This window comes from Pseudomonas sp. R19M (assembly GCF_050312585.1).
Taxonomy (GTDB): domain Bacteria; phylum Pseudomonadota; class Gammaproteobacteria; order Pseudomonadales; family Pseudomonadaceae; genus Aquipseudomonas; species Aquipseudomonas palleroniana.
On record NZ_JBNPJV010000090.1, the window covers coordinates 17,320 to 40,516 of the forward strand.

Below are 23,197 nucleotides of genomic sequence, written 5' to 3' on the forward strand. Positions count from 1 at the left end.
CTGATGGTTATGATGAATGTGGACCTGCAACAACTGATCCGCACCTTGACAGCCCAGGCACGCCAGGACCTGGAGCGCGCGGCCGAGCGGTGCGTGATGCGCGGCGGTCGTGAAGTGTTAGTGGAAGATTTGCTCCTGGCCTTGCTTGAGCATCCCGAGGGAGTAATGGCCAAGGCGTTGGCAGACGCCAATGTCAACGCCGGTGAGCTGCATGCAGCCTTGCAGCCCCGCAGTGAGCAGAGTGCAACCCGCAACCCGGTCTTCGCGCAGGCACTGGTGTGTTGGCTGCAGCAGGCATTGATGGTTGCTCATGTTGAGTTGGGGCAGTCTTTCGTGGACCACGGCGCATTGTTGCTGGCACTCCTGCGTCACCCACTGGAGTACGCGGGCAGTGGTTATCACGAGGTACTGAGCCGCGTGGATGCAGATCGGGTACGTGATTTTCTGACGAGCCAGCCTGCCGAAACCGAACCGGTAGCCAGCGCTTCTCTACTGCAGCGTTTTACCCATGACCTGACCCGACAGGCGCGTGAAGGGTTGATCGACCCGGTGCTGTGCCGTGATGGGGAAATCCGCCAGTTGATCGAGATCCTGGTACGACGACGCAAGAACAACCCGATGCTGGTTGGAGAGGCCGGAGTGGGCAAAACGGCGATCGTCGAAGGGCTTGCTCGGCAGATCGTTGCTTCGCAGGTGCCTGCGGCTCTGAAAGGGGTTCGCTTACTGACCCTGGATATGGGCTTGTTACTGGCAGGCGCCAGCCTCAAGGGCGAATTCGAACGGCGTCTCAAAGGCCTCATCGATGAAGTGAATGAATCGCCGGAGCCGGTGATCCTGTTTATCGACGAGGCCCATACCCTGACCGGTGCCGGGGCACAGGCGGGCGGTGCCGATGCGGCAAACCTGCTCAAGCCGGCGCTGGCGCGGGGAGCCTTGCGGACCATCGCCGCCACCACCTGGTCGGAGTACAAGCAGTACATTGAGAAGGACCCGGCGTTGGCGCGGCGCTTCCAGCCAGTGTCGGTCGATGAACCCAGTGTCGAGGCGGCGGTGTCCATCCTGCGTGGAGTGGTTCCTGTTTATGAGGAAAGCCACGGCGTTTATGTTCGCGATGATGCTGTCGTCGTGGCAGCGCATATGAGCGCTCGCTATCTGGTGGGGCGGCAGTTGCCGGACAAGGCTGTGGATGTGCTGGACACTGCCTGTGCCGCGGTTCGCACGCGCCAGGCAATGCCACCTGAGGCGTTGCAGAAACTGTGTGTGGAGCTGGGCGAAGGTCGACGCCAACAGCGGGCGTTAAGTCGAGACACCGACCTCGGATTGCCCGTGGATACCCAGGCGCTGCAAGCCTTGAACCTGCGTCTTGAAGCGCTTGAGCGACAGCATCAGGCGTTGGAGCAGTCGTGCGGGCAACCCACTCGGAACCTTGAGGTGTGCCCGCATCAGGTGGCTCGCGTTATCAGCGCCTGGACCGGCATCCCAGTCGAGCAGTTGGCCCTTGAACCGGATGAAAAAATCCTCGGCCTGGCCGGCGCCCTGCGTAAGCGCATCCTGGGACAGGAGCACGCGGTGCAAGCCCTTGACCGCGCTTTACGTGCTGTTGCCGCCGGCCTGAACAACGCGGATGCGCCCGCAGGCGTATTTTTGTTGGTGGGGCCGAGCGGTGTCGGCAAGACTGAAACGGCACTGGCCCTGGCGGATCTTTTGTATGGCGGCGAGCGTTTTGTTACCACCATCAATATGTCCGAATACCAGGAGAAGCACACGCTCTCGCGCTTGATCGGGGCGCCTGCGGGTTATGTCGGTTACGGCGAAGGTGGGGTGCTGACGGAGGCCGTACGCCAGCGCCCTTACTCGGTGGTGTTGCTCGACGAGGTAGAGAAAGCCGACCCGGAGGTGTTGAGCCTGTTTTACCAGGTTTTCGACAAAGGGCGCGCCAACGATGGCGAGGGGAGGGAGATCGATTTTCGCAATACGTTGCTCCTGCTGACCTCCAACCTCGGCAGTGACCGCATCAGTGAACTGTGTGGCGATGGACGCCGGCCTGAGCCCCAGGTGCTGCAAGACGCGATCTACCCCGTCTTGCGCAACCACTTCAAGCCGGCCTTGTTGGCACGGATGCGCGTCGTGCCGTATTACCCGCTCTCAGGCGACGTGTTGGGTGATGTAGCGAAACTCAAGCTGGCGAATGTGGGCACACGCTTACATCAACGCAAGCTTGCATTCACCTACACACCTGAGTTGGTTGCGCATATGACCGAGCGTTGCGCCGATGGGGACAGCGGTGCGCGATACATCGATCAATGGATTGAGCGCCACTTGCTGCCACAGATGGTGGACGGCCTTCTCGACGCTACGGCTAGGGATGAGGCGATGTCCCGGGTGCATGCGAGCCTCGATGGGAGTGGCTGGCCCACCTGCGAGTTCAGCCAATGACCGACAATCGCTTTGCACAACAGCCCGGTCCGCAGGCTGATACCGATATCTTTCTGGATTGCTTCACACGCTTGGGGCTCGACTGCGATGAAACCTCACTGCCCGATGTGTGTGTCGCAGGCGCGGCGCGACTGAGCGGGTGTGAACTCAGCCAGTTATACCTGCTCGATGAAGTGAGCGATCGGCTCGATCTGATTGCCCAGCATATGCCCGGGAGTACGTGGCGAGCTGGCGCAGGCGAGTGTCCTGACCTGAGGAACCAGCAACTGCTGCATTACACCTTGAGCCAGGGGCGTGCGCTTGGCTTGGATACGGTGCAAAACAGTCTGTATGACATCGGTTTCTTGCCGGCCTTGGGTGCACCTTGGTGTGCCCTGTTGAGTGTGCCGCTGTTCAACCGGAGCGGTGGCGCCACGGGTGTATTGCTATGCGCCAGCCGGCGCTGCATTCAATTGCAAGACCATGCAGTGGCGTTGGGGCAACTGGGTAGTTTTGCCTTGAACCAACTGCGGATGCTGCGGCAGATGCAACCGGTGTCCGGCATTCCAGACCCGAGGCCCAGTATGCCCCTGGCCGGAGCGTACGGCTTGATCGGCACCAGCCCGGCGATGGAGCAGACCTGCAAGTTGCTCGGCAAGGTCCTGCATTCCCCTTACACCGTGTTGCTCTGTGGCGAGACCGGTACCGGCAAGGAGGTGGTCGCCCGTGCCATCCATGCAGCCGGGCCGCGTGGCGGCAAAGCCTTCGTGGTGCAGAACTGCGCAGCGTTCCCCGAAGGGCTGTTGGAGAGTGAGCTATTCGGTTACCGCAAAGGTGCGTTCACCGGCGCCGAACGCAATTATGCCGGGCTATTTGACGCGGCCGACGGCGGTACGTTGCTGCTCGATGAAATCGGCGATATGCCGCTGGCGTTGCAGGCCAAGCTGCTGCGGGTATTGCAGGAAGGCGAGGTACGCCCGTTAGGCGCCAATGCGGCCCATAAGGTTGATGTACGCATCATTGCGGCCACCCATCGCGACCTGGCTGCGATGGTTGCCGAGGGTAGTTTTCGTGAAGATTTGTATTACCGGCTCGCTCAGTTCCCGATCCAACTGCCTGCCTTGCGTGAGCGCGACGGCGACGTGCCGTTGCTGGCGCGGCATTTCGCGCAGAACGCGTGCACGACGCTGGGGAGGGCGCCGGTGGGATGGTCGAATGCTGCCCTGGATCAACTGTTGAATCATCGCTTCCCCGGCAACGTGCGCGAACTCAAGTGCCTGGTCGAGCGCGCCGTACTGCTGTGTGACGACGACGTGATCCTGCCGACGCACCTGTCGCTGCCACCGACACCGGCCGCATCGGCTGGCGATGATGTAACGCTGCGCCAGCGCATGGAGCGGGTGGAACGGGTGTTCCTGCTCGATTGCCTGCACAAGAACCGTGGCAATCGGACCCGCACCGCACGGGAATTGGGCGTCGCCCGACGCACGCTGCTCTACCGACTCGCTCGTTTGAACATTCCCCAGTGGGACGCGAGGGAAGAGTGCTGAGTGCGAACTTGAATCTTGCTGGAACACATGCCGCCTTCATCGAAATGAGCCGGCCTGCCTTTTCATTCTGGGAGAAACCAAATGCCTGACCGTCCATGGCAAGCCGTGGTGCTTGTGTTGTGTTTGCTGGGTGGCTGTAACGCCAACTACGTTTTCGATGACGCCGATTATCGACCGCTGGGTGACCCGCAGGCGATCACTCGTGGCCAGTGAATGGGAATGTCTGACGATGCAGCTCGTACTTGAAGTGTGTGGGAGCGATGGCGGCGCACCCGTGCCCTTGGCCCGTAAAGTCTTTGACCGTGTCGGCGGCGTGATTGGCCGCGGTTCCGGTTGTGACTGGGTGATTCACGATCCCAGTCGATTGCTTTCCAGCCACCATGGGTTGATCGGTTACCGCGAGGGCCGCTATTTCTTGACCGACATCAGTCGCAACGGGATTGGCGTGGCGGGCAGCCCCGAGCGCTTGCGCAAAGGACAGGCGCGCCCCATCAGCCATGGCGACGTTTTTCAGTTGGGGGCGCTGGTGATGCGTGCCGGGTTGATGGAAGCACAGCGCGGTCCAGAAGCAGCGCTGGTCGGCGCGGGAGGACCGATCCCCGATGACGCCTTCCTGGGGCTTGACCCCTTGCAGGCGCTGGACCTTGAACAGCAGCGGCAGGTTGCCTCGAATGAGCTGCAAGCCTTGATCGAGAGCAGCGAGGAGCCGGGTGCATGGCAGGAAAGGCACGCGGCCGACAGGGCGTTTCTGGTCATGCCTCGCCGGGCGGAGCCGCCAGTGGAGGCCGCCACGGACGCAATTCTCGCGCCTGGAGCCGCCGTTGAGGAGTCGTTTTGGACGCCGTTTGCTGCTGCCCTGGGCATGGATCTGGACCACCTTGACGGACCGGGCCGTGCGGCGTTGGCTATCAAGGTGGCGCACCTTTTTCGCGTGGCGATCAAAGGGTTGCAACAAAATCTGCGCACCCGTGAAGCGCTGAAGAACGAACTGATGCCGGCATCTGCCGACAGGTCGGCGCAGAGGCAAAATCCCTTGGCGGTCTGTGTGGATACCCCGGCTGTATTAACCGCGATGTTAGGGGCGCTGGATCAATGCTCTGCCGAGCGCGCCATTACCCAGGCCCATCAAGACGGGCAAATCCATCAGGTGGCTCTGCTGGTGGCGTGTCGCAGTGCATTGCGTCACGCACATGCCGTCTTCGCCCCTGGGCATTTGCTGTTGAGCCTGGAGTCCCAGCGCAAGCCTTCCAGGTTTTTCAGCGACGCTGGGTACTGGCGGGCTTACCAGCGCCATTACCAACGTCTTACCGAGGACGATCAGTTCAACGATCCCCTGCTGGGCCGCGAGTTCACCAGGGCTTATGAGGAACAGGTACATCTGGCCTCAGCCCTGCACATCGATTATCCAGGATGATATTCATGCATCGAACACCCCTCAGATTCATGCTGTGCTTGTGCAGCCTGTTGGCCGGCTGCACGGCGCTGTCACCTTTGTCGACATTGACCAAACTGGATGTGGTGCTGACAGCCACCGAACAGGTAAACCCCGACCTTCACGATCGACCCTCGCCGGTGGTGGTGCACCTGATTGAACTGCGTCATGCCGTAGCCTTCGAGAATGCCGACTTCTTCAGCCTGTATAACCATGCCGAACAGGTGCTGGCAAAGGATTGGGTGAGCAGTGAAGAGATAGAATTGCGTCCGGGTGACCGCCTGGCCCTCAAGCTTAGTGTTCGACCGGAAAGCCGTTTCGTGGGGGTACTGGCGGCCTATCGGGATTTGCCGCATGTGCAGTGGCGGCTGCTACTGCCAGTGACGCCGCGACACCTGAACCGTGCCGACCTGGTACTGGACAAAGCCGGGGTTCGTATTGCCGGCCCGCTCTCCGGCACGGAGATGCAATGACATGCAGGTTCACAAAGTCATCTGGCAGGAAGGCATGCTGTTACGGCCGCAGCACTTGCAGCACAACGACCGCTATTACCAGCAGCAACTCAACCGCACGCGCTTGTTGGGCAATGATGCCTGGGGCTTCCTGACGCTGGAACTCAATGAGCAGTACCTCAACCTGGGCAAGCTGGTGATCAACCAAGCCAGTGGCGTTTTGCCCGATGGCAGCTTGTTCGACCTGAGCGCAGTCATGGAGCCTCTGGTGCTGGACGTGCCTGCCGATTCGGGCAAACACGCGGTTTACCTGGCGCTCCCCCTGGCCACCGGCAATCAGGTTGAAACCCGTCAACCGTCCCAGAGCGAGGTGCTGGCCCGCTATATCGCCTGTGAAGTCGAAGTGGGGGATTCGAACGCCGGCATGGGTTCCCCTTGCCGGATCAACTGCGCACGCCCCGATTTGCGCCTTCTGCTGGACGAAGAGGAGAGCGATACGGGCTTCGTGAAACTCAAGGTCGCCCAGGTACTGGTGTCGTCGGGTGAAGGTGGTTTGAGCCTGGACAGGGAGTTCATGCCGGCCTTTATTTTTGTGCAGGACTGCGGGTATGTGTCGTCATGCCTGCAGGAGGTCATCAGCCTGCTGGCCAGTCGAGGGGATGCCATTGCTGCGCGGATGTGCGGCGAGGGTACGGCGGCCGGATCCCACGTGGGCGATTTCTTGATGCTGCAAGTGATCAATCGCACCGAGCTGGAGTTGCGTCATTACTTGAGCCAGCCTTTGGTGCGCCCTGAGACGCTGTTCCGGGCACTGGTGTCGTTGCTTGGTGAGTTATCAACGTTCACCCACGACAGCAAGCGTGCCCACCTGGACGTGCATTACCAGCATGCTGACCAGGCAGGCAGCTTCCGCGGCCTGATGGCGCAAGTGCGTGCCGCGTTGTCGGTCGTGCTCGAACAGCACGCCGTCGAGCTGACGCTGCAGCAACGTCAATACGGGGTGTTGGTCTGCCCGGTGAGCGACTTGAAATTGCTCGGCACTGCGACATTCATCCTGGCGGCGACTGCGCAATGTGACTCTGAGGAACTGCGCAGTCGGCTGCCGGCCCATCTGAAAGTCGGCCCCGTCGAACGCATCCGTGAGCTGGTCAACCTGCATCTGGCAGGCATCAAGGTCAAGCCATTGCCTGTGGCACCGCGACAGATTCCATTTCATGCCGGCAAGACCTATTTCATGCTCGATATGAATGCCCACGACATCGCGCAGTTGGAGCAGTCAGGTGGCTTCGCTTTCCATGTAGGCGGGGATTTTGCCGGGATTGAACTCAACTTCTGGGCCATTAGGAATTGAACGCTATGGACAGTGACTACCCGCAGGACGAAAAGACCGTGCTGCTTGACCATGAAGGTCGCGGGCCGGTACAGGGGCCGATGACCGACTTTCCAGCGCCGCCGCGTTATGAGCAGTTGGAAGACCGGATGATTTATGCGGGCCATCTGTTGGGGGCGCAGCGTTTCAAGGTGGGCCTCAACCCCCTGGTGACGGCGGCCTGGGAGCTGTTGTCGGAGTTGGTCCAACTCAAGGGCTGCTCCGCACGTGAGCAACTGGATACGATCAACGACCGGTTATTGTTGGCGGTCACTCAATTCGAAGCCCGCAGCTTGCAGAGCGGCATCGAGAGCAGCCAGGTCATGTCGGCGCGCTACGTATTGTGCAGTGTCATTGATGAAGCCGTCGTCACCACCCCGTGGGGGGCCAGAAGCGACTGGTCGAAGATGAGCCTGTTAAGCCGTTTTCACCATGAAACCTTCGGCGGCGAAAAGGTCTTTCAACTCCTGGAACGGTTGTCTCGCGACCCGGTGAAACACCTGGCCGTCCTGGAGTTGATCTACCTGTGCCTGAGTTTGGGGTTTGAAGGCAAATATCGGGTCATGGAGCGAGGCGGGCTGCAACTCGAAGCCATTCGCGATGGATTGTATCGACAGATCCGGCAAGTGCGCGGCGATCTGCCGGTGGAACCTGTGCTTCCTGCCAGGGACTTGTCGCGTCGCCGCAGGCCGTTACGCCTGATCCCAGTCTCGTGGTTTGTGGCCTTTGTCTTGGCCTGTTTGTTGGTGATGTACACCGGGTTTTCCTGGGTGCTCGGCAAAGAGCGGGCGAATGCGCTGCAACCCCTTCAACTGTCGGCGTCGGATTTGAACCAGACGCCTTTGTAAACGCTGGGAGCGATGAATGAACGCATTCTTCAAGGGCGCGGGCGCTGTGCTGGGCACGGTTTGGGTCTGGAGCCTTTTACTGGTGCTGTGCAGCGCTGCTGTGGTGTGGTGGATCGGGCCGTTATTGGCCGTGGACGATCATCGGTTCTGGCAAGGTTCGGCGGCCCGGCTGGTCAGCATCAGTGTGTTGTTTCTGCTGTGGGGCATTGCGATGGCGCTGGCGGGCGGGGGCCAAGTTGCCGGCCTCGCGAAACCGGGGCGGCGGGCACGCCGGCAGCCATTGAAATGGGTCGAGGAGGAGCACCGGCATGTACGCGGTCGGTTCAAGCAGGCCGTTCAGTTGTTGAAGACGTCCCGGCGCTATGGCGAGCATAACCAGCGTTGGCGCCGTGACTTGCCCTGGTATCTGTTGATCGGTGAGCGCGGCAGTGGCAAGACGCAGCTGTTGGCCGCCGCCGGCTTACCGTCGCCGTTCGACCAGGCTGGGGGGACGCCGACGAGCGGCGGCGTTCACTGTGACTGGTACTTCGCCGACGAAGGCGTGCTCATCGATACGCCGGGGCGTTACCTGTTACAGCCTGACGTTTCAGTCGATGCGACCGGTTGGACAGCGCTGCTGCGCCTGCTCAAGTGGCGGCGCCGCGCGCGGCCGCTCAACGGCGTGGTGGTGACGCTTTCGGTAGAGCGGCTGACGAGCGACAGTGAGCATGATTTGGAGCAGCATGCACGGGCCGTGCATTCACGTTTGCAGGAAATCCAGCAGGTGCTGCATGTGGATGTGCCGATTTATCTGGTATTGACCCAGGCTGATCGGCTGCCGGGGTTTGCTGAGTTCTTCGACTCGCCCCTGGGGGAAGCTGCCGATAGCTTGCTTGGCCAGCCACTTGAGCCTGGCAAAACGGGTATTGAAGTCGCTCAGGTTCACCTGGCGTTCGAGCAGTTGCTGCAACGTTCGAATGATCAACTGATCGCTCGATTGCATCAGGAGCGTAATGCCGACCGTCGTGGCCAAATGCTGGGTTTCCCGCAGCAGGTTGCGCGCCTGGGCGAGCGCCTTTGCCTGTTCATCGAGCTGGCTTTTTCCGCTCATCGCTATCAGCGCGTCAATGGTCTGCGAGGGTTCTACTTGACCTGCGCCAATGGCAGGCGCAACCACTTTGTCCAAGGCCTGTTCAGCCGGGTGATATTCGCCGAAGCCGACCTCGCCGGTTTGCAGGCCCACGAGCAACAGCGCATACGGCGACGTCAGGGTCTGCAGGCACTGGCAGCAGCGCTGGTGATCTGTGGTGTCGGGGGGCTGTGGATGTACAGCTATTCGCTGAACCAGCAACGCCTGGCTCAGATAGCGGCATTGGCAACTTCAGTTTCGAGCGTCCCGCAGGGTGGCGATGCAGCCTTGAATCTTGTGGCTGTGTTGGATGCGCACCTGTCGGCAACCCAGGTTTTCCCGGATGTGGCAGGCACCCGGCTGGTGGAGCGAGTAGGTTTGTATCAGGGCGAGTTGAGTCGCCCGTTCCTGGTTCGAGCCTATGAGCAGGCGTTGCACCAGCGGCTCCTGGCCCACGTCACGGCGCTGCTTGAAGACCAGGTACGCGCCAGCCTTGGGGATCGGGAGCGCCTGGTGGAAAACCTGCGCGCTTACCTGATGCTCAACCTGCGCGAGCGGCGCGATACCCGCTGGCTGGCGCAACAGGTGGCGGGCCATTGGGCCGCCGGTTTTGCCGGCAACGCTTCGGTGCAGGCGCGCTTGAATCAGCACTGGGTGCGCTTGCTTGAACAGCCGTTCACGGCGCATCTCAACGAGGAGTTGGTGGCACAGGCACGTGCAGAGCTGCGAGGCGAGTCGTTGGCGGAGGGGATTTATCGCGTGCTGCGCGAGCAGTCGCGCCACCTTGAACCGCTGCGCCTGGCCGAGGGCAAGGTATTCGCCGCCATCGACCCACCGATTCCGGGTTTCTATACAAAAAAGTATGTGCAGTATTTCGAGGCCCAGGGGCCGCGACTGGTGAATGCTATCGCACAGGACAACTGGGTATTGGGGGAGGGCACTGATCTGGGGGCCATGGATTTGCGTCGGTTGATGGTCCAATTGCAGCAACGCTACTTCAGTGAGTATGCCGATGTCTGGGCTGCCGCTCTGGGCCGACTCAGGCTGCTGCCGACAGACAATCTGCGCCAGGACGCCGAGCAGTTGGCGGATCTGACCTCCGCTCAATCCCCGCTGATCCAACTGTTGCTGCAACTGCGTGAAAACACCCGTTTGCTGGCGGGGCATGAGCTTCTGGGCAAAGTGGCCCAGCAAACCGGTGAGCTGGGCCCCTTGACCTCGGCGGCGGCAGCGCAGGCGATGTTTCCCGACGCCGGGCGGCGGGCGTTGCAACGGCGTTTTGAACCCTTGCATCAATTGCTTGATGAGCAGGAAAACCCTGGCGCGCAATTGACCCAGGCATCGCGCTTGCTGGACGAATTGCATCTGCAATTGGCGGCCCTCAACCGAGACAGCTCACCGGAGCAGGCGGCTTTCCTCAGGGTCAAGCGGCGCATGGAGGGGCAACCGGATGTACTGGGTACGCTGCGTGATGCAGCCGCCCGTTTGCCGCTGCCGTTGGCGGGCTGGGTCGAGGGCATCGCTGATGACAGTTGGCGTCACTTGCTGGAACAGGCCTATACGCATGTCAACCAGCGCTACCAGAGCGACGTGCACCCACTCTATGCCAGGGCGATTCGCCAGCGTTACCCGTTCAACGCCCATGCAACCAGTGATGTGGCCCTCAACGACTTTCATGAGTTTTTCAAGCCTCAGGGCGTTCTGGTGCGTTTTTATGAAGGTTACCTGCGACCCTTCGTCAGTGCCGACGGCAACCGCTACCGGTTACGGGGCATGGATGGGCAAAACTTACCGGTCTCACGCTTTCTGTTGGACCAACTGACGAAAGCCCAGGTGATCCGTCGCGGTTTTTTCACTGAGGAGCAGGGAGAGCTGTCAGTCCGGTTTACCCTGGCGCCCTATAGCCTGGACCAGTCGGTCAGCCGGGCGATCCTGCGGGTTGGCGACAAGCAGTTGGAGTACCGCCACGGGCCAATCCTGCCCATGATGTTCCATTGGCCGACCGACGCGGATAACGGTCGCAGCAGCCTGGTTCTGGAACGAGGCGCTGGGCAACGGCCATTGGGCCTCGAAAAAAGTGCCGGGGCCTGGTCGTTGTTCAGGTTGTTTGACTTGTTGCAGAAAGAGCCTGCCAGTGGGCGCAACGCCCAGTTGTTCAAGGCGAACCTGGCCGGCTTGCGCGCCAACTTCTTGCTGACCAGTCAACGTACGCCCGGGCCGTTTGAAATCGATACCTGGCGCACTTTCCGATTACCGGAGCAGCTATGAGCTGCGGCCTGCATCAATGGCGCAGTGCCGGGCGTTCGCAGCAAGGGCGAGCGCGAGCCCGCAATGAGGACGCCTTCCTGGACTGCCCGCAGCGAGGCTGCTGGGCTGTGGCGGATGGCATGGGCGGCTATCGCCATGGCGAGGTCGCCAGCCAGTGGGTGGTCAGCAGCCTGGCGGCAATGTCGGCCGAGGGTGACCTTGATCGACGGGTTGGCGCGCTTCGCCAACGTTTGCAAGACGTCAATCAACGGTTGGGCGATGTGCGAATGGCGCCCGCCACGGGCGGCGACGTCACGATGGGCAGCACCGTGGTTGCACTGTTGCTTGAGCACGGGCGGGCGGCCTGTATCTGGGCGGGTGACAGTCGCTGTTATCTGTGGCGCGATAAGAGTCTTTACCAGTTGTCGAGGGACCATTCCCTGGCGCAGCGCCTGATGGATGAGCGCCTGTTGAGCGTGGCGCAAGCCCAGGCTCACCCCGATGCCAGGGCCTTGACCCGCGCCGTGGGCGCGCGTTCGCGGTTGCAGCTTGAGGTGCTGGAACTCAGCACCCGCCCAGGCGATGTATTTTTATTGTGCAGTGACGGTCTGTACCAGGCACTCAGCCATGGTGACCTGGGATGTGCGTTGAGCCTGGGAGCACCCCGGCAGGCGGTGGACCACTTGTTTGCCAGGGCGTCGTGCCGGCCAACGGCGGATGACCTGACCGCTGTCGTGGTGCAATCCTGAACGCCGCGTCGACCCCTCCCGGCCTGCTCGTGGGGCGCTATCACCTTGAGCGCGTGTTGGGGCGGGGCGGGATGGGCGTGGTGTATGGCGCACGAGACCTGTTGCACGAGCAGTTTGGTGAGCCCTGCTCCAGGGTTGCGCTCAAGCGGCTGGATGAGACTTTTTCGGCGTGCCCCGATGCACATGTGCTGTTGTTCAGCGAGTTTGCGTTGACACGCAGCCTGCGCCACGACCGTGTGGTGCGCATGTTTTCGTTCGAGGTCGACACCCACAGCCAGGTCGCGTTCTTTACCATGGAGTGGCTGCACGGCATGACCCTGGATCGGTTGTTGCTGGAATGCCCGGAGGGTTTGCCCTGGCGGGAACTGCAACCCTTGGCCATCCAGTTGCTGGATGCGCTGGTCTATATCCATCAGCAAAACATACTGCATGGGGATGTGAAACCGGCCAATGTCATGGTCGGTGAAGACGGGGTGCGTTTATTCGATTTTGGCCTGGGTTATACGCCGGCATGGGCGAAGTCGGGTTTGCCGAGTCTCAGCCGCGACCGTTTCAACGCCTGGACGCCCGCGTATGCGGCCCCGGAGCTGCTGGCCGGTGGCGCGTTGACGGCTGCTGCCGATGTGTACGGTGTCGCGTGCGTGTTGTATGAACTGGCCCATGGCCAACGTCTGGGTGAGCGCAGCTGCATCGCAAAGCTGACCCGGCCCAGGCAACTGCCTGGGCATTGCTGGCCTGCACTGCGCTGTGCGTTGGCTACGAGCCCCGAGCGGCGCAGTGTGACGGCAGCCGAGTTGCGCGAGGCCTTCGGCCGCAGGCGGTCTTGCTGGTGCCTCTAGGGTAGGGGGCAAACGGTCACGTCATACAACTGGGCTGACAAGAGGGGGCCCCTTAGTGTGAACGACGCGGCTCGATATCAGGGGAGGGCCGGCTGAGATGACGTCGAGCGCGTTTCTGGGCCTTGCGGCGTATCCAGTTTTGCAAGGGCGCCAGCAGGAAAAACATCAGGTAGGCCGTGAGCACCAGGGTCAGGTCTATCCAGGTTTCAGCGACTGGGCCGGTAAAGATTTCAATGACGTTTTTGATGATGAACAGCAACGCTACGCTGCACAGCCACAGCACCATGGTGACAAAGATCGGGCGCATAGGGTTTGGGCGTTTGTCTTGCATGGTAAAACTTCTCCTGAGTGCCTGCTTCCGTTCCAGACAACATCCTTGAGTGGGTAGCCCGGTTTTCATCCGGTCTGCAACATCCATTAATGCGCAGAACGGCGCGGATGATACCGACTCAGATCAGTTTAGGGAGCAGGTTATGTCGGAAAGTTCCTATTATTCATCTGGAAATTGGCGTAACTGATGGGCTTCCACCGCCAAAATGCCCCTGGACAAGTGGCAAAAGGCTTTCGCTTCCGCCATCAGGACGTGTAGCGTTGCAGCGAGTCACAGGCAGAGGGACGGGTCATGGCGCAAACGCTGTTCAAGCTTTTCCTTACTCAGCGCCTGGCGGCCCTGGCCAGTACGGATTCATTGCGCGCGATTCGTGAGGGGTTGTTGTGGATCCTGCCGTGCCTGCTGGTGTCCGCCGGCTTCCTGATCCTGTCCGAGTGCGCCAGTGTGCTGGGGTTCAGCTCACAAGTAGTGGGCTTTCTATCGGGGGTGCACAACCAGATCAGCTCGGTTATCCCCCTGTTGGTGGCCGCATCCATCGGGTACATGCTGGCCATTCAGTATCGCTTGCCACAGCTGCCGGTCGCTTTCCTGTGCCTTGCCCACGTAGTAGTGGCCACGTTCGTGCTGCGTGATTATCCCCGGGCTTCGGCGACCTTCGTGCTGTTCATCGCGATTGCGTCACCGTTGATCAATGTGCCGGCCATCGCCTGGTTGCACCGCTTTCGTTGGACGCGCCTGGTCAACGAGGACCTGGTAGGGCACAACCTCAAGGGCACTATCAACATGGTGCTACCGGGTGCAATCACGGCGCTGTCATTGGTGCTGGTGTTGTCGTCTTTGCTGCAGATTCCCTATGTCGGGCAACTCCAGGGGCCCCAGGTGCTCGATGCGCTGCAAACGCCCTACGGCAGCGGGTTGTTCGTCACGATGATGAATTCGTTGTTGTGGTTTTTCGGCATTCACGGAGTGTATGCCATGCAGCCGCTGTTCGATGTCCTGGACCAGGCCGTAGTGCTCAACGGTGCGTCGCTGGCGGCGGGGGAGCCCAGCCGATACCTGCTCAACAGCGGGCTGTTGGGGTGTTTCGCATTTATCGGCGGCTCGGGCGCGGCGTTGTGCCTGCTGTTTGCGATCCTGCTGTTTTCCAAGAGCCACACCGTGCGCCTGCTGGCAATTGCCAGTTTGCCGCTGTCGTTGTTCAACGTCAGCGAGGTGCTGCTGTTTGGATTGCCGATCATCCTCAACCCGCGTCTGTTCATCCCCTTCCTGCTGGCGCCTGCGCTCAACGCCATGGTGGCCCTGGTGGTGGTGCAGATGGGCTGGGTATCGCCGGCGGTGGCCAGCGTGCCGTTGACCGCACCGGTATTGCTCAATGCCTACCTGAGTACCCATGGCGACATCGGCGCGGTGGTGTTGCAACTGGCACTGCTGGGGCTCGGCACTCTGGTGTATGCGCCGTATGTGCGGGCAATGCATCGCCAGGCCGATGAAAGCGGTACGGTGTATCTCAAGTCGCTGGACATGACTTTTCGCGGCCTCGAGGAAAAAGGCCGCTTGCTGGAGCTGGACCCCGTGCTGGCGTCCCATCGCAGCGCAGCGCGCCAGGCGGTGGAGTTCAGCCGGATTCAGCAGATCAGCGATTACGAGTTCTACCTGGAGTTCCAGCCCCAGGTCTCCATCCGTACCGGCCTGTGCACCGGTTGCGAAGCCTTGATGCGTGCCCGCGACAATCAGGGCGTGGTGCATTCCCCCTGGGAGTTCCTGCAATGGCTGGCGCAGGCACGGCTGATGCCCGATGTGGACGTATGGGTGGCGTCCCAGGCCGTGCGCCAGTATCAGCAATGGAAGAAGGTTGGCTTCGAGTTGCCGATGACCATTAATATTTCCAGCTCGACCCTGACGCACGCCGCCTATGGTGATCGCCTGGTGCAGATCCTTGCCCAGGCTCATGGGCGAGTGTCAGTGGAAATTACTGAAGACGCATTGGTCGGTGATATCCAGGCCACGCGCCAGACCATCCAGAAACTGCAATCGATAGGCGCCAAGGTGTATATCGATGACTTTGGTACCGGGTTTTCGGCGTTGAGTTACCTGCACCAGTTTCCCGTGGACTTCATCAAGATCGATCGCAGTTTTGTCGTCGCCCAACGCGACCCCAAGGGGGCCCAGGTGCTGACCGGCATGTTGCGTTTCTGCGAGGCGCTGAAGCTGGGCGTCGTGGTCGAGGGCGTGGAGACCGCCGAGCAGTTGGCCTTCTTGAACACCGGCACTGAATTGTTTGTCCAGGGCTGGTATTTCAGCAAAGCGCTGCCCAGCGATCAGATGCCGGATTTCGTGCGCGAACGCGAAACCTTGGCGCAGGTCTAGGCCGATTCGTAACCGCGTCGCGTGCGTTCTATCTCGTCGAGCAGGTTATCGATGCCCGCCAGGCGTGCGCGGTTGTCGTGATCCCAGGGGTGAAAGCCCGGTTTGAAATAATGCAGCCATGGCCGCAGCATGCGCGGGAACACCCCTTTGGGACCGTACAAAAACTTGAGCATGCGCCAGAAACCCTTCAAGTGCCCGCCTGAGGTGCGATCGGCCAGCAGCAGGCGCAGGTGAAAATCAAACACCACCAACCAGAACAGCACCGTCGTGGTAAGCATGGTGCCGGTGCGCAACAGGTAGCGCAGTGGGCCGGGCTTGATCACTGCGTTCCACACATCGAACGCCACCGCCTTGTGTTCGGTTTCTTCGAAGGCGTGCCAATACCACATTTGCTGGTAGCCCTTGAGCGAGTCGCCAAAGCGCGACGGGTCGCTGAGCAGAATCTCCGCAAGCATCGCGGTGTAGTGCTCAAGGGCGATGGTCACCGCCAGGTTGAACGAAGGCGGCAGGTGTTTTTTTTGCAGGTCGAGGATGAATTTGAGACGACGGTCGAGGGTGTGTGCCGGCAACCCGGCCGCTTGCAGCAGATCGTTGTAGGCCACGTGTTCGCGGCTGTGCATCGCCTCCTGGCCGATAAACCCCTGGATCTCGGCCTTCAAGGCGGGATCTTCAATCTGTGAGCGGTAGTGGCGCACACTGTCCATGAAAAACAGCTCGCCCTGGGGAAACAACAATGACAAGGCATTGAAGAAGTGGGTGATGAACGGGCCTTGTTCATGCCAGTTCTTGATGCGCTCGGCAGGCAAGGCAAAACGGATATCGCGGCGGATCGGCAGCATGGTGCGTTCTCCTGTTCAGTGACGGGGCTCGTCGTTGGTTTCAAACACCGGCCTGCGTGGCTTGGGGGCCATGCGTTTGCTGGCGACGACCACGAGCGCTTGATAGGCCGCCGGTAGGCAACGGGCGAGCAGGTCGAGGAAGTAGGCGTCACGGCCGATCAGCACGCGGCGTTTGTTTTTGCGGATGCCGTGCAAAATCACCTTGGCAGCCTGATCGGCGTCGGTGATGAACAACTTTTCAAAATCGGCGCGGGCCTGTTGTTCGCTGTGGATGAGAAAGCCGGTCATGTTGGCGTCGATACGGCTGCTGCGGCAGATGTCGGTGCGGATGCCGCCGGGGTGCACGCAGGTGGCCGAGACGCCGCAACGCTGCAGGTCGAGTTCCTGGCGCAAGGCTTCGGTAAAGCCGCGCACGGCGAACTTGGTGGCGTTGTAGCCACTCATGCCGGGCTGGGCGAACAAGCCGAATACGCTGGATGTGTTGATCACATGCCCATCGCCGCTGGCTTTGAGGTGCGGCAGAAACGCCTTGGTGCCGTGCACCACGCCCCAGAAGTTGATGTTGACGATCCACTCCAGGTCAGCGTAGTCCACGCCTTCAACGGTGCTCGATAGCGCCACCCCAGCATTGTTGAAGATCAGGTTGACCTGTCCATGGTCGGCGACGCAACGGTCGGCCCAGGCCTCCATCGCTTGGCGATCGGACACATCCAGCACCTGCGTGGTGACCGTCACCGGCGACGATTTCGAGGTCCGGACCAGCGCCAGTGTCTGCTCCAGGCCCTGGCTGTTCTTATCGGCGAGCGCCAGGTGGCAGCCTTCCCGCGCCAGGGCCAAGGCCAATGCGCGGCCCATGCCGGATGCCGCGCCGGTGATTGCCGCCACGCGGCCGTTGAATGACTTCATGACAGGCTGCCTTCTGCGCGGGAGTGGGGCGCTGGAACCGGATGGAGGGAGGGGCTGGTCGCGATCGGATGGGTGACGTAATCCTTGAGCGCGAATTGGCGGGTCACCTGTTTGAAGCGCCAGGTCGAACCGGGCCACAAGGTGGTGTTCTTGCCGGTACGCGGGTCGAGGTACCAGCTGCGGCAGCCACCGGTGTTCCAGATGGTGCGCTTGAGCTTGTCCTGCAACCGACGGTTATAGGCATCTTCGACGGCGGGCTTGATGTCCACTGTGGCGATGTGATGACGCCGCATCTGCTTGAGGGCATCGAGGATGTAGCTGACCTGGGCCTCGATCATCAGAATCATCGAGTTGTGGCCCAGCCCGGTGTTGGGGCCGACGATCAGGAACAGGTTCGGGTAGCCCGGTACGGTGGTGCCTTTGTAGGCGTGGGCGCCCTCGCGCCAGGTGTCCATCAGGTCGATCCCGTCGCGGCCGATGATGCAGTTCCGAGGCAATGGATCGGTGGCCTGGAAACCGGTGCCAAAGATCAGGCAATCGGCCGGGTGCTTGATACCGTCACGGGTGATCACGCCGTCGGCTTCGATACGCAGCACACTGTCGGTGATGACCTCGACATTGCTGCGCGAGAGCGCCGGGTAATAGTCGTTGGAGATCAGCACGCGCTTGCAGCCGATGGTGTAATCCGGCGTCAGGGTTTTGCGCAGGGAAGGGCGGGTGACTTGTTTGTGCAGGTGGCGCAGGGCGATTTTCTGCACCATTTTCATCAGGCGCGGGTGCCGGGCGAAGCCGAGCACACGCCCTTCCAGCGCCCAATAATACGCGCCGCGCACCAGCCGTTGCGTGAACGGCAGGTGCTTGAACGCCCAGCGCTCGAAGCGCGAAATGTTTCGGTCCGGTTTGGGCATGATCCACGGCGGTGTGCGTTGAAACAGCTGCAGATGAGCCACCAGCGGCGCGATCTGCGGTACGAACTGAATGGCGCTGGCCCCGGTGCCGATCACCGCCACGCGCTTGCCCCGCAATGAATAGGCGTGGTCCCACTGCTGGGAGTGGAAGCGCTTGCCTTTGAAGCTGTCCAGCCCGGGAATATCCGGCAGCGCCGGGCGCGACAGGCCGCCCATGCCCGAGATCAGCACGCGCGCATTGATGTGTCGTCCATTGCTGAAGCTGAGCTGCCAGCGTTGTTGCTGTTCATCGAACACGGCGCGTTGCAGGCCCATGCCAAAACGCAGGAAGGACGCCAGCTCATAACGCCGGGCGCAATGCTCCAGGTACGCGCGGATCTCCGGCTGCGGGGCAAATTGCCGGGTCCAGTCCGGGTTGGGGGCAAAGGAAAACGAGTACACATGGGACTGCACGTCGCAGGCGCAGCCAGGGTAATGGTTGTCACGCCAGGTGCCGCCGAGGGTCTCGGCTTGCTCGGCGATCAGGAAGTCGGTGACCCCGGCCTCCTTGAGTTTGATCGCCATGCACAGCCCGGCGAACCCTGAGCCGATGATGGCGATATCGATGGCGTCGCTGTAGGCATTCATAGCTTGTCCTTCGTGGGCATCGGTTGTGCTCCTGTTTTTGTTGTGTCTTTTGGATAGAACACCATTGCAAAGGAAAATTGAATTAATTATTTTAAAAAAGATTTTAAATAATCTACCTGAAAATATCGCTTACGCTAGGACCTTGTTGCGCAGGTCCGACTTTGTCCGACGGACGAGTAGGGTCTGCATGAGGTTCAAGTCCAGGGTGTGGACGATGGCTGAGGCCTTGATCAATACCGGTCGGGTCGCCAGCAGCAGGGAAGCAGAGGACCGAGCTATGGCTGTCGAATGGGTTGTCGCTGCGGCTGTGTGTGTGGGGGCAAGCGTTTTGTTATGGGGTTTCAGCGCCTGGATGACCCGGCGTATTGAAGCGGCTGTTCCGATCAACGGGCGTTTCGTGGAGGTCGATGGCGAGCGCTTTCATTATGTAGAAGAAGGCAAAGGCCCACCGCTGGTGATGATCCACGGGCTGATGGGCAGCAGCCGCAACCTGACCTACGCCTTGTCCGGCCAGTTGCGTGAACGTTTTCGGGTGATCACGCTCGATCGCCCGGGATCGGGTTATTCCACCCGGCATAGCGGTACCGCGCCGGACCTGTCGGCCCAGGCTCGACAAATAGCCGCGTTCATCAAGACCCTGGACCTGGATAAACCACTGGTGCTTGGGCATTCCCTGGGCGGCGCGATCGCCCTGGCGCTGGCGCTCGATCATCCCCATGCGGTCAGCGGCCTGGTCCTCGTGGCACCGCTGACCCATCCGCAACGTATGTTGCCGCCGGTGTTCCTATCATTGGCGGTGCGCCCGGCCTGGTTGCGTCGTTGGCTGTCGCACACCCTGACGATGCCCATCGGCCTGCTGACCCAGGGGGCGGTGGTCAAGGGGGTGTTCGCTCCGGATGCTCCGCCGACGGATTTCGCCACACGCGGTGGCGGTTTGCTGGGCATGCGTCCCGACAACTTCTACGCCGCTTCTACCGAGATCAATCGGGTCAACGATGACCTGCCGGATATGGTCAAGCGCTACCCGCAACTGAGCCTGCCCATCGGGTTGATCTATGGTGCGCGGGACAAGGTGCTCGACTTCCAGAAGCACGGCCAGGCCCTGGCCAGCAAGGTGCCAGGGCTGAAACTGCAGGTGGTGGAAGGGCGTGGCCATATGTTGCCGATCACCGCTACCGAGCGGGTCGCTGCGGTGGTGGAGCAAATCGCCAAACGCGTGCGGCCACTGCAAAGCGCCACGGTGCTGCATCCGCCGTTTGCCCTGGCGAGTCAATAATTTTGCAATCGAACCTGCGGTTCGGCGGCGTCAATGCTTGCCCTAGACACCTGACCCTGGAGCCGGAAAAGAGACTACTCGGTCACGTCCGAAAGGCCCTTAGAAATTAGTTGACGACCTAACGATTCCGCGCTATTTATTTAAAAAAATTATTTCAATATCTAATTTGAAACAATTTTTGAAATGCCTAAGAGCGAATAAAATAATGAAAAAAACGCCTTTTATCGCATGGTTGGTTTTCCGGGGCAGTCAGCGCTCCGTGAACCTGTTGTCCGCTCGATTTGTCACCCCCGCCACCGGTCTCGTACGGAGGTTGCCATGAATCAGTCTCTGGCCACTTCCAACGTCTGGACCGACGGCAAGCGCCACTTGTGGTGGCTTGGCATCATGCCTCTGGCTACCCCATTGCTCTCTGGTGCGCTGGCCATCACCACCGGTGTGCAGCAACTGTGGTGGGTCGGTGTCCTGGTCATCTTCGGCCTGATCCCGTTGATCGATGGCCTGCTGGGTGAAGATGTCAGCAACCCGCCTGAATCCGCCGTCAACCACCTTGAATCGCAAAGCTATTACCGCTGGATCGTCTACACCGGCGTCGTGTTCGTCATTGCTTCGGTGGTGATCACCGGTTGGCTGGCGGCGGGCGGTATCGACTGGATCATTCAGGGCGGCCTGTTGCAGGCCACCGCGCACCTCGACCCGTCGAGCTGGCCGGCCCAGGCCGCCAGCTACCTCACTGCACGCACGCAGTTGCATGGATCGGTAAGTTGGTTCACTTATCTGGGCATGGCACTGTCCACCGGCGCCGCCACCGGGATTGCGATCAATACCGCCCACGAGTTGGGGCACAAACCCAAACCCCTGGAAGTGTTTCTCGCCAAGGTGACCCTGGCGCCGACGTTCTACGGGCACTTCTACACCGAACACAACCGCGGCCACCACGTGCGGGTCGCGACCCCCGAAGACCCGGCCAGCTCGCGCCTGGGTGAGAGCTTCTGGGCGTTCCTGCCACGCTCGGTTTGGTTCAGCGCCCGCTCGGCCTGGAACCTGGAGCGCGAGCGCTTGCGCAAACTCGGCTTGCCGGCCTTGCATTGGAAGAACGCTGTCCTCAGCGCGTGGCTGTACAGCGTGGGGTTGTGGGGCGCGATGATTGTGTGGCTTGGCGTCGCCGTGATTCCTTTCCTGATCATCCAGGGTGTCTACGGGTTCTCGTTGCTGGAAGTGGTGAACTACGTCGAGCATTACGGCCTTAAACGCCAGAAGTTGCCCAACGGCCGTTATGAGCGCTGTTCGCCTCGGCACTCGTGGAACAGTAATCGGATTGTCACCAATATCTTTCTGTTCCAACTGCAACGGCACTCCGATCACCATGCCAACCCCACACGCAGTTATCAGTCGTTGCGTCACTTCGATGAGTCACCGCAACTGCCTTATGGATACGCGAGCATGATTGTCTGGGCTTATGTGCCGTACTTGTGGCGCCGTCGCATGGATCATCGAGTGCTGAATCATTACGGCGGCGATATCCACCTGACCAATCTTCAGCCGTCAAAACGCCTGAAGTATCTGGAGAAATACGCGAACGGTACGGCACCGTTCTGATAGCAACCTGATTGTCGGGCTGACTCGGGATCCAGGTATTGCGCAGGTTCCGATCGCCCAGAATTTAAAGATTGAATGCAAGTGAGTTGTTTGACCCGAACAAAAATAATTTCAAGGGAAGGACCTGCACCATGCAAACAGCTGCCAAGTTCACCACTCATATCGTGCTGGCCGCCCTCGGCCTGATTGTCTACCAACAGGCCCAGGCTGCCCGTATCGAGCCTGCGGGCAGCGCCTTCACGGCCCAAGGCCCGATCAGCTTTTCCAAGGGCGCCCTGATCAGCGCCGACTGCACCATCAAGGTGGCCGGCAAAGTGGCGGCCGATGGTTCGTCGGTGAACGTCGACAAAGTTGAGTTCGATGGCGGCCTTAAATGCAGCCGTGTCGAAGCCATCAACTTGCCCTGGATCCTGGTCGCCAAAGATACCCAAAGCGGTTCCATGTCGAAGATCAGCGTGGATGTGCACGCCTTCGGTCTCGGTGGCAAGTGCGGTCCTTCGACCGCCAACGGCACTTGGGATAACGCCACCGGCAAGTTGGAAGCCGCCAACGTGCCGATCGGCGAGGACTGCAAGATCAAGACGGTGTCGATCAAGATGCCGCCCAACTTCAAAGTGGTTGAATAAACACAGTCGAAAGATGCGGTGGTAATCGAATTGAGATTTGGCTGGAAAGGGAAGTTCTGCAGTTTCACCGTGACCTCTCGTTCATGGCCATTACCCCTGGCGAAATGACTTCGCCATAACATGTGAGGAAAAACAATGAAAAGCTTGAAAACCCTCGTTTGTGCAACTTCTTTTGCAATGTGCTTTGGCGCGGCTTCGATGGCCAGTGCGGCTTCGGTTGCTCCGGATGGTCCGTTCTCCACCAATGCCGGCACCATCGTTGTGAAATCGCCATCTTCCTTCGGGGCTGCGGTGACCTGCGGGATTACCTTCACCGGCAACGTCAGCGGTGGCGTGGCTTCCATCAACGGCGCGACCCTGACCGGTGGCGGCCTGTGCGCGTTGCCGACGCTGACCAACCTGCCATGGGTGCTGACTGCGGCGACGGGTACCACCGGTACCGTGACCAACGTCGGCTACAAAATCTCCTCGATTCCTGCCACCAACTGCGGCCCTACCACCATTGCGGTGGCCTGGAACCCGAGCAGCAAAACCCTGTCCGCGGCCAACCAGGCGCTTAGCGGCAACTGCACCGTGGTTTCCCTGAGCGTGGTAGCGCCAACGCTGACGGTGAACCCGTAAACCGTAACTCCTGAGGGCTGATCACCCCGGTACACACAGGCGCCTCGCCAGAGGCGCCTGTTCGGGTACCGAACACCGGCAGGGGCCG

The 23,197-nt window shown here is 60.7% G+C and carries 19 protein-coding genes; 15 read left to right on the plus strand and 4 right to left on the minus strand.

Annotation, left to right across the window (positions count from 1 at the left end; all coding sequences use genetic code 11):
• Positions 1 to 9: 9 nt before the first annotated feature.
• The 10 genes from ACQRBT_RS21070 to ACQRBT_RS21115 all read left to right on the plus strand — a co-directional run bounded on the left by ACQRBT_RS21070 (position 10) and on the right by ACQRBT_RS21115 (position 13,009).
• Positions 10 to 2,436, plus strand: a complete 2,427-nt coding sequence (locus tag ACQRBT_RS21070) for an AAA family ATPase (RefSeq protein WP_412047523.1) — start codon at positions 10 to 12, stop codon at positions 2,434 to 2,436.
• The gene (locus tag ACQRBT_RS21075) at positions 2,433 to 3,965 is read left to right on the plus strand and encodes a sigma-54 interaction domain-containing protein (protein ID WP_244699372.1); all 1,533 of its coding nucleotides are present in this window, start codon (positions 2,433 to 2,435) and stop codon (positions 3,963 to 3,965) included. Before ACQRBT_RS21070 ends, ACQRBT_RS21075 begins: the two co-directional genes overlap by 4 nt.
• Before the next feature lie 81 nt (positions 3,966 to 4,046).
• On the plus strand, positions 4,047 to 4,178 hold the full coding sequence (locus tag ACQRBT_RS21080; RefSeq protein ID WP_048729418.1) for a hypothetical protein: 132 nt from the start codon (positions 4,047 to 4,049) through the stop codon (positions 4,176 to 4,178).
• A 16-nt stretch (positions 4,179 to 4,194) separates the two neighbouring features.
• Entirely contained in the window at positions 4,195 to 5,379 is a 1,185-nt protein-coding gene (gene tagH, locus ACQRBT_RS21085; protein WP_412047529.1) for a type VI secretion system-associated FHA domain protein TagH, read from the plus strand.
• Positions 5,380 to 5,384: 5 nt separating this feature from the next.
• Positions 5,385 to 5,870, plus strand: a complete 486-nt coding sequence (gene tssJ / locus ACQRBT_RS21090) for a type VI secretion system lipoprotein TssJ (RefSeq protein ID WP_244699371.1) — start codon at positions 5,385 to 5,387, stop codon at positions 5,868 to 5,870.
• 1 nt (position 5,871) lies between these two features.
• Complete coding sequence (gene tssK, locus ACQRBT_RS21095; RefSeq protein ID WP_412047522.1) at positions 5,872 to 7,200, plus strand: type VI secretion system baseplate subunit TssK; 1,329 nt, start codon at positions 5,872 to 5,874, stop codon at positions 7,198 to 7,200.
• 5 nt (positions 7,201 to 7,205) lie between these two features.
• Complete coding sequence (gene icmH, locus ACQRBT_RS21100) at positions 7,206 to 8,066, plus strand: type IVB secretion system protein IcmH/DotU (protein ID WP_412047521.1); 861 nt, start codon at positions 7,206 to 7,208, stop codon at positions 8,064 to 8,066.
• Between the two features lie 16 nt (positions 8,067 to 8,082).
• Positions 8,083 to 11,442, plus strand: coding sequence for a type VI secretion system membrane subunit TssM (gene tssM, locus ACQRBT_RS21105; RefSeq protein WP_412047520.1), 3,360 nt, complete (start codon positions 8,083 to 8,085; stop codon positions 11,440 to 11,442).
• Positions 11,439 to 12,170 carry a PP2C family protein-serine/threonine phosphatase gene (locus tag ACQRBT_RS21110; protein ID WP_412047519.1) on the plus strand — a complete coding sequence of 244 codons (732 nt, stop codon included), beginning with the start codon at positions 11,439 to 11,441 and terminating at the stop codon, positions 12,168 to 12,170. The genes tssM and ACQRBT_RS21110 overlap by 4 nt, the downstream gene beginning before the upstream one ends.
• Complete coding sequence (locus tag ACQRBT_RS21115; RefSeq protein WP_161549809.1) at positions 12,167 to 13,009, plus strand: serine/threonine-protein kinase; 843 nt, start codon at positions 12,167 to 12,169, stop codon at positions 13,007 to 13,009. Before ACQRBT_RS21110 ends, ACQRBT_RS21115 begins: the two co-directional genes overlap by 4 nt.
• Positions 13,010 to 13,061: 52 nt before the next feature.
• Here ACQRBT_RS21115 and ACQRBT_RS21120 read toward each other — a convergent pair whose 3' ends face one another.
• Entirely contained in the window at positions 13,062 to 13,340 is a 279-nt protein-coding gene (locus ACQRBT_RS21120) for a hypothetical protein (RefSeq protein ID WP_060752596.1), read from the minus strand.
• Between the two features lie 291 nt (positions 13,341 to 13,631).
• Between ACQRBT_RS21120 and ACQRBT_RS21125 the strand changes: the two genes are divergently transcribed.
• Entirely contained in the window at positions 13,632 to 15,707 is a 2,076-nt protein-coding gene (locus ACQRBT_RS21125; RefSeq protein ID WP_412047518.1) for a PTS sugar transporter subunit IIC/EAL domain-containing protein, read from the plus strand.
• Here the strand turns inward: ACQRBT_RS21125 and ACQRBT_RS21130 are convergent.
• The 3 genes from ACQRBT_RS21130 to ACQRBT_RS21140 are packed head-to-tail and all read right to left on the minus strand — an operon-like array spanning position 15,704 to position 18,987.
• On the minus strand, positions 15,704 to 16,546 hold the full coding sequence (locus ACQRBT_RS21130; RefSeq protein ID WP_060752598.1) for a metal-dependent hydrolase: 843 nt from the start codon (positions 16,544 to 16,546) through the stop codon (positions 15,704 to 15,706). The genes ACQRBT_RS21125 and ACQRBT_RS21130 overlap by 4 nt on opposite strands.
• Positions 16,547 to 16,561: 15 nt before the next feature.
• Positions 16,562 to 17,452, minus strand: coding sequence for an SDR family NAD(P)-dependent oxidoreductase (locus tag ACQRBT_RS21135; protein ID WP_412047517.1), 891 nt, complete (start codon positions 17,450 to 17,452; stop codon positions 16,562 to 16,564).
• A complete protein-coding gene (locus ACQRBT_RS21140; RefSeq protein ID WP_412047516.1) occupies positions 17,449 to 18,987 on the minus strand; it encodes a flavin-containing monooxygenase in 1,539 nt (512 codons plus the stop codon). Before ACQRBT_RS21140 ends, ACQRBT_RS21135 begins: the two co-directional genes overlap by 4 nt.
• A gap of 277 nt (positions 18,988 to 19,264) precedes the next feature.
• On the opposite strand from ACQRBT_RS21140, the gene ACQRBT_RS21145 reads away from it, so the two are divergent.
• From ACQRBT_RS21145 to praB, 4 genes are all read left to right on the plus strand, one after another.
• A complete protein-coding gene (locus ACQRBT_RS21145; protein WP_412047515.1) occupies positions 19,265 to 20,263 on the plus strand; it encodes an alpha/beta fold hydrolase in 999 nt (332 codons plus the stop codon).
• Positions 20,264 to 20,581: 318 nt separating this feature from the next.
• Positions 20,582 to 21,862 (plus strand): alkane 1-monooxygenase, encoded by a 1,281-nt coding sequence (locus tag ACQRBT_RS21150; protein WP_104993990.1) that lies wholly within the window; start codon positions 20,582 to 20,584, stop codon positions 21,860 to 21,862.
• A gap of 131 nt (positions 21,863 to 21,993) precedes the next feature.
• Positions 21,994 to 22,488, plus strand: coding sequence for an alkane oxidation protein activator PraA (praA, locus tag ACQRBT_RS21155; protein ID WP_161549816.1), 495 nt, complete (start codon positions 21,994 to 21,996; stop codon positions 22,486 to 22,488).
• Positions 22,489 to 22,623: 135 nt separating this feature from the next.
• Complete coding sequence (praB, locus tag ACQRBT_RS21160; RefSeq protein ID WP_104993988.1) at positions 22,624 to 23,109, plus strand: alkane oxidation protein activator PraB; 486 nt, start codon at positions 22,624 to 22,626, stop codon at positions 23,107 to 23,109.
• The last annotated feature ends 88 nt before the right edge of the window (positions 23,110 to 23,197 follow it).

Bases quoted from the DNA above. Each gene is read 5' to 3' on its own strand.
- ACQRBT_RS21110 (WP_412047519.1), top strand. From the start codon at position 11,439: ATGAGCTGCGGCCTGCATCAATGGCGCAGTGCCGGGCGTTCGCAGCAA.
- tssM (WP_412047520.1), top strand. From the start codon at position 8,083: ATGAACGCATTCTTCAAGGGCGCGGGCGCTGTGCTGGGCACGGTTTGG.
- tssJ (WP_244699371.1), top strand. From the start codon at position 5,385: ATGCATCGAACACCCCTCAGATTCATGCTGTGCTTGTGCAGCCTGTTG.
- tssK (WP_412047522.1), top strand. From the start codon at position 5,872: ATGCAGGTTCACAAAGTCATCTGGCAGGAAGGCATGCTGTTACGGCCG.
- tagH (WP_412047529.1), top strand. From the start codon at position 4,195: ATGCAGCTCGTACTTGAAGTGTGTGGGAGCGATGGCGGCGCACCCGTG.
- ACQRBT_RS21145 (WP_412047515.1), top strand. From the start codon at position 19,265: ATGGCTGTCGAATGGGTTGTCGCTGCGGCTGTGTGTGTGGGGGCAAGC.
- ACQRBT_RS21135 (WP_412047517.1), bottom strand. From the start codon at position 17,452: ATGAAGTCATTCAACGGCCGCGTGGCGGCAATCACCGGCGCGGCATCC.
- ACQRBT_RS21125 (WP_412047518.1), top strand. From the start codon at position 13,632: ATGGCGCAAACGCTGTTCAAGCTTTTCCTTACTCAGCGCCTGGCGGCC.
- praB (WP_104993988.1), top strand. From the start codon at position 22,624: ATGAAAAGCTTGAAAACCCTCGTTTGTGCAACTTCTTTTGCAATGTGC.
- ACQRBT_RS21120 (WP_060752596.1), bottom strand. From the start codon at position 13,340: ATGCAAGACAAACGCCCAAACCCTATGCGCCCGATCTTTGTCACCATG.
- ACQRBT_RS21080 (WP_048729418.1), top strand. From the start codon at position 4,047: ATGCCTGACCGTCCATGGCAAGCCGTGGTGCTTGTGTTGTGTTTGCTG.
- ACQRBT_RS21070 (WP_412047523.1), top strand. From the start codon at position 10: ATGATGAATGTGGACCTGCAACAACTGATCCGCACCTTGACAGCCCAG.
- ACQRBT_RS21140 (WP_412047516.1), bottom strand. From the start codon at position 18,987: ATGAATGCCTACAGCGACGCCATCGATATCGCCATCATCGGCTCAGGG.
- ACQRBT_RS21130 (WP_060752598.1), bottom strand. From the start codon at position 16,546: ATGCTGCCGATCCGCCGCGATATCCGTTTTGCCTTGCCTGCCGAGCGC.
- icmH (WP_412047521.1), top strand. From the start codon at position 7,206: ATGGACAGTGACTACCCGCAGGACGAAAAGACCGTGCTGCTTGACCAT.
- ACQRBT_RS21075 (WP_244699372.1), top strand. From the start codon at position 2,433: ATGACCGACAATCGCTTTGCACAACAGCCCGGTCCGCAGGCTGATACC.
- praA (WP_161549816.1), top strand. From the start codon at position 21,994: ATGCAAACAGCTGCCAAGTTCACCACTCATATCGTGCTGGCCGCCCTC.
- ACQRBT_RS21150 (WP_104993990.1), top strand. From the start codon at position 20,582: ATGAATCAGTCTCTGGCCACTTCCAACGTCTGGACCGACGGCAAGCGC.